Annotated in this window: 4 protein-coding genes and 1 pseudogene; all 5 read right to left on the reverse strand. The window is 45.9% G+C overall.

Annotated elements, in window-relative coordinates; genetic code table 11:
* Window positions 1-520: endonuclease III (gene nth, locus AN389_RS19360; RefSeq protein WP_055016958.1), on the reverse strand; the 520-nt coding region annotated here is incomplete at its 3' end.
* A gap of 44 nt (window positions 521-564) precedes the next feature.
* Window positions 565-1,263 (reverse strand): electron transport complex subunit E, encoded by a 699-nt coding sequence (locus AN389_RS19365; RefSeq protein WP_055016959.1) that lies wholly within the window; start codon window positions 1,261-1,263, stop codon window positions 565-567.
* Entirely contained in the window at window positions 1,260-1,898 is a 639-nt protein-coding gene (gene rsxG / locus AN389_RS19370; RefSeq protein WP_055016960.1) for an electron transport complex subunit RsxG, read from the reverse strand. Before rsxG ends, AN389_RS19365 begins: the two co-directional genes overlap by 4 nt.
* Window positions 1,895-2,953, reverse strand: coding sequence for an electron transport complex subunit RsxD (gene rsxD, locus AN389_RS19375; RefSeq protein ID WP_055016961.1), 1,059 nt, complete (start codon window positions 2,951-2,953; stop codon window positions 1,895-1,897). Before rsxD ends, rsxG begins: the two co-directional genes overlap by 4 nt.
* Window positions 2,950-3,546 (reverse strand): annotated as a pseudogene (locus AN389_RS19380) (electron transport complex subunit RsxC); the annotation flags it as partial. The pseudogene AN389_RS19380 and the gene rsxD, both read right to left, overlap by 4 nt.

The raw sequence follows: 3,546 nt of genomic DNA on the forward strand, positions 1-3,546 counted from the left end.
CTACTTTAAATTCTTTAGGGACAACCTTTTCAAGTTTTTGCTCAACAGCAACTACATCTTTACCCATCGCAAATTTGGTGCGGTTTGAAACACGAAAAATATGCGTGTCTACGGCAATGGTCGGCCAGCCGAAAGCTGTGTTGAGCACGACATTTGCGGTTTTTCGGCCAACTCCGGGGAGGGCTTCGAGGGCTTCGCGGTTTTCGGGCACAATGCCATTATGTTGATCAACCAATATTTGGCACATTTTGTACACGTTTGCGGCTTTTGAATTAAATAACCCAATGGTTTTTATATAATCGCGAAGTGCATCGTGGCCGATATCTAAAATGGCTTGTGGGGTATTAGCAACCGGAAATAATTTACGGGTAGCTTTATTTACCCCGACATCTGTGGCTTGTGCGGAGAGCGTAACAGCCACTAGTAGCTCAAATGGGCTTGAGTATTCAAGCTCGGTTTCTGGGTGTGGGTTTTGCTCGCGCAAACGCGAGAGTATTTGGTGACGTTTTTCTTTATTCATGCAACTTAAAACGCATTAGCTAATAGCGCTAAAGCGTTTTCCCCTTAAGTTAAGCTAGTAACACGTGCGCGTGGGCCTTTTTCGGCAGCAGGCGGCGTTACCTGTTTTGATTTTATTTGTGCGTCAATAACATTTTTTGCTGCTATTAGCAGCCCAAGCCCTAAAAAGGCACCTGGGGGCAAAATAGCGAGTAAAAACTGGCTATCGAAACTAAATATTTCCAAGCGTAGGCTTTGTGCCCATGGCCCTAGGAGCAAATCGGCGCCATCAAATAATGTACCTTGGCCTATCAGTTCACGCATTGCACCTAGCACTAACAGCACGGCCATAAAGCCTAAGCCCATCATTAGGCCGTCGAACGCAGACAGGTGAACAGGATTTTTAGAAGCATACGCCTCTGCACGGCCAATAATGGCGCAGTTAGTCACGATAAGTGGAATAAATATGCCTAGTGATTGATACAAGCCAAAGGTATACGCATTCATAAGTAGCTGAACTATGGTCACAAAGCCTGCAATAATCATTACAAATACCGGAATACGAATGTCTTTAGGCACCCAATTACGTACAATAGAAACGGTAACATTAGAGCCTACTAAAACTAATAAAGTAGCTAACCCTAGGCCAAGTGCGTTGGTTACCGTTGATGTAACAGCTAAAAGCGGGCATAAACCGAGCAGCTGCACGAGCGCTGGGTTATTGGCCCATACGCCTTCTTTGTATAAGGTTTTTAACTCACTCATGGTGTTACCTCTTGGCACGCATTAGGCTGTTTAAAAATGGCGTCAAAGTTAGCTTTTGCAAATAATACGGCATTTTTTACCGAGCCAACCACGGCGCGAGGCGTAATTGTTGCGCCGGTGAATTGGTCAAACTGGCCGCCATCTTTTTTTACCGCCCAACGGGCATCGTCTTCATTTTGAACCGTTAAATCGTTAAATGTAGTGATCCACAGCGACTTTTTAACCTCTACTTTATCACCTAGGCCGGGCGTTTCTTCGTGCTTAGTGGTACGTACGCCGGCAATGGTGCCATCAGCAAGTACGGCGGTTAATAAGTTAATATCGCCACTGTAACCACTAGGTGTTACGTGCCTGATTACAAGTGCAACAGGTTGCTGATTTTTATAAGCGCGGTAAATAACTTGCTCGGGGTAAGGGCCAAGTTGTTCGTCGCTCATAATTACGCAATTTGTATTGAGCTGATTATCGTAGCTGCGTGGGTTTAATACCTCTTGTAATTGTGAGGTTAATTGCAGGCGTTCTTGCTCGGCAATTTTATCGGCGGTGAATGCATCAATTGAGGCAACTAAGCCTGTTGTTATCAGTGCAAAGGCCGTTAATATCGCGCCATTTTTAGCCATTGATGAAATAATCATTTTACTGCTCCGTGGCCATAAGTGCGTGGTTGGGTGTAGTAATCAATCAGCGGTACAGCAATATTAATTAATAATACGCTAAAGGCTACCGCATCAGGGAAACCACCAAAGGTGCGAATCAAATACACCAACAAGCCAATTAACGCGCCATAGATTAGGCGCCCTTTATTGGTGGTTGCAGCTGAAACAGGGTCAGTGGCGATAAAAAATGCGCCCATCATGGTCGCGCCACTTAATAAGTGAAAGACCATACCTGGCTCGGTACCTGGCGCAGCAATATAGCCAATGGCACTGCACAGCGCCAGTGAGCCTATAAAGCTGACTGGAATATGCCAGTTTATAATTTTAGCTTTTAAAAGGTATAAACCACCGGCTAAAAAGCCTAGGTTAACCCATAGCCAACCAAGCCCAGCCCATTGAGAAAAAATTGGTTTTTGCATGCTTTCGCTAACCGTTAGACCATGTGCTACATCAGTTTTAACTGTATCAAGCGGGGTGGCCATGGTGAGGCCATCAACGCCGGCACGGACTTGATCAACACTAAAACCCAGCGCCGTAAAGTCGGTAAATATAAGACGTAATTGGTCAATAAAACCAATTGGGGCATTAAGTAAATCGGTAACGGGTAACCACGCGGTCATCTGTACCGGAAACGAGATTAAAAGAAGTACGTATGCGGCCATTGCTGGGTTGAATAAGTTAAACCCAAGCCCACCATAAAGTTGCTTTACAATCACAATGGCAAATAAACAGCCAATAATAATGACCCACCAAGGCGCCAGCGGCGGAATACTCAGTGCTAACAGCACACCAGTAAGCCATGCACTACCATCACTCAATGCAGGCCAAATAGGGCGTTTGCGCATTAACATAATGGCTGCTTCAAATACGCTTACAGCAACAAGTGCCAGTACTAACTGAATAAGTACGCCAGTCCCAAAAAATACCACTTGTGCTATTAGTCCAGGAATACACGCAGCAATGACGGTTAGCATTAAGCGCGTTAACGACTTATGGCTATGGTTGTGCGGCGAACTGGCCATGGTTAATTTCATGACTGATCATTTCCTTCTTTTTGTAACTTTTTAGCTTTGGCGCGCGCTATTGCGGCGGCCACGGCGGCTTTTTTCTTCTCTGCTGCAGTTTGCTCAGAGTCTGAACCGTTGCTGGTTTGTGGCTCATTGCTTTGTTCAGGTGCGCTGTGTTCACTTGGTGCTGATTGCTCAGCTTCTTTAGCGGCTTTTTTAGCTTTAGCGCGGGCAATAGCAGCAGCTACGGCGGCTTTTTTGTCATCAGCTGGAGGGCTTACTTGTGAGTTTTCAGGCTCAACATTACTTGTTTTCTCAGCAGCATTTGGTTCAGCTGATTGCTGGGTTTGCTCAGCCGCTTTAGCGGCTTTTTTAGCTTTAGCGCGGGCAATAGCCGCAGCTACGGCCGCTTTTTTGTCATCAGCAGGAGGGCTTACTTGTGAGTTTTCCGGCTCAGCATCACTTGTTTGCTCAGCTGTACTGGGTTCATCTAATTGCTGGGTTTGCGCAGCCGCTTTAGCGGCTTTTTTAGCTTTAGCACGGGCAATAGCCGCAGCTACCGCAGCTTTTTTATCATCAGCTGGGGCGATTGCTTCATCGTTTTTTGGCTCAGCGCTTTG

It is taken from the genome of Pseudoalteromonas sp. P1-7a, from assembly GCF_001401855.1.
Classification (GTDB): domain Bacteria; phylum Pseudomonadota; class Gammaproteobacteria; order Enterobacterales; family Alteromonadaceae; genus Pseudoalteromonas.

Excerpts from the sequence above, each read along its gene's own strand:
- AN389_RS19365 (WP_055016959.1), bottom strand. The coding sequence starts at position 1,263 with ATGAGTGAGTTAAAAACCTTATACAAAGAAGGCGTATGGGCCAATAAC.
- rsxG (WP_055016960.1), bottom strand. The coding sequence starts at position 1,898 with ATGATTATTTCATCAATGGCTAAAAATGGCGCGATATTAACGGCCTTT.
- rsxD (WP_055016961.1), bottom strand. The coding sequence starts at position 2,953 with ATGAAATTAACCATGGCCAGTTCGCCGCACAACCATAGCCATAAGTCG.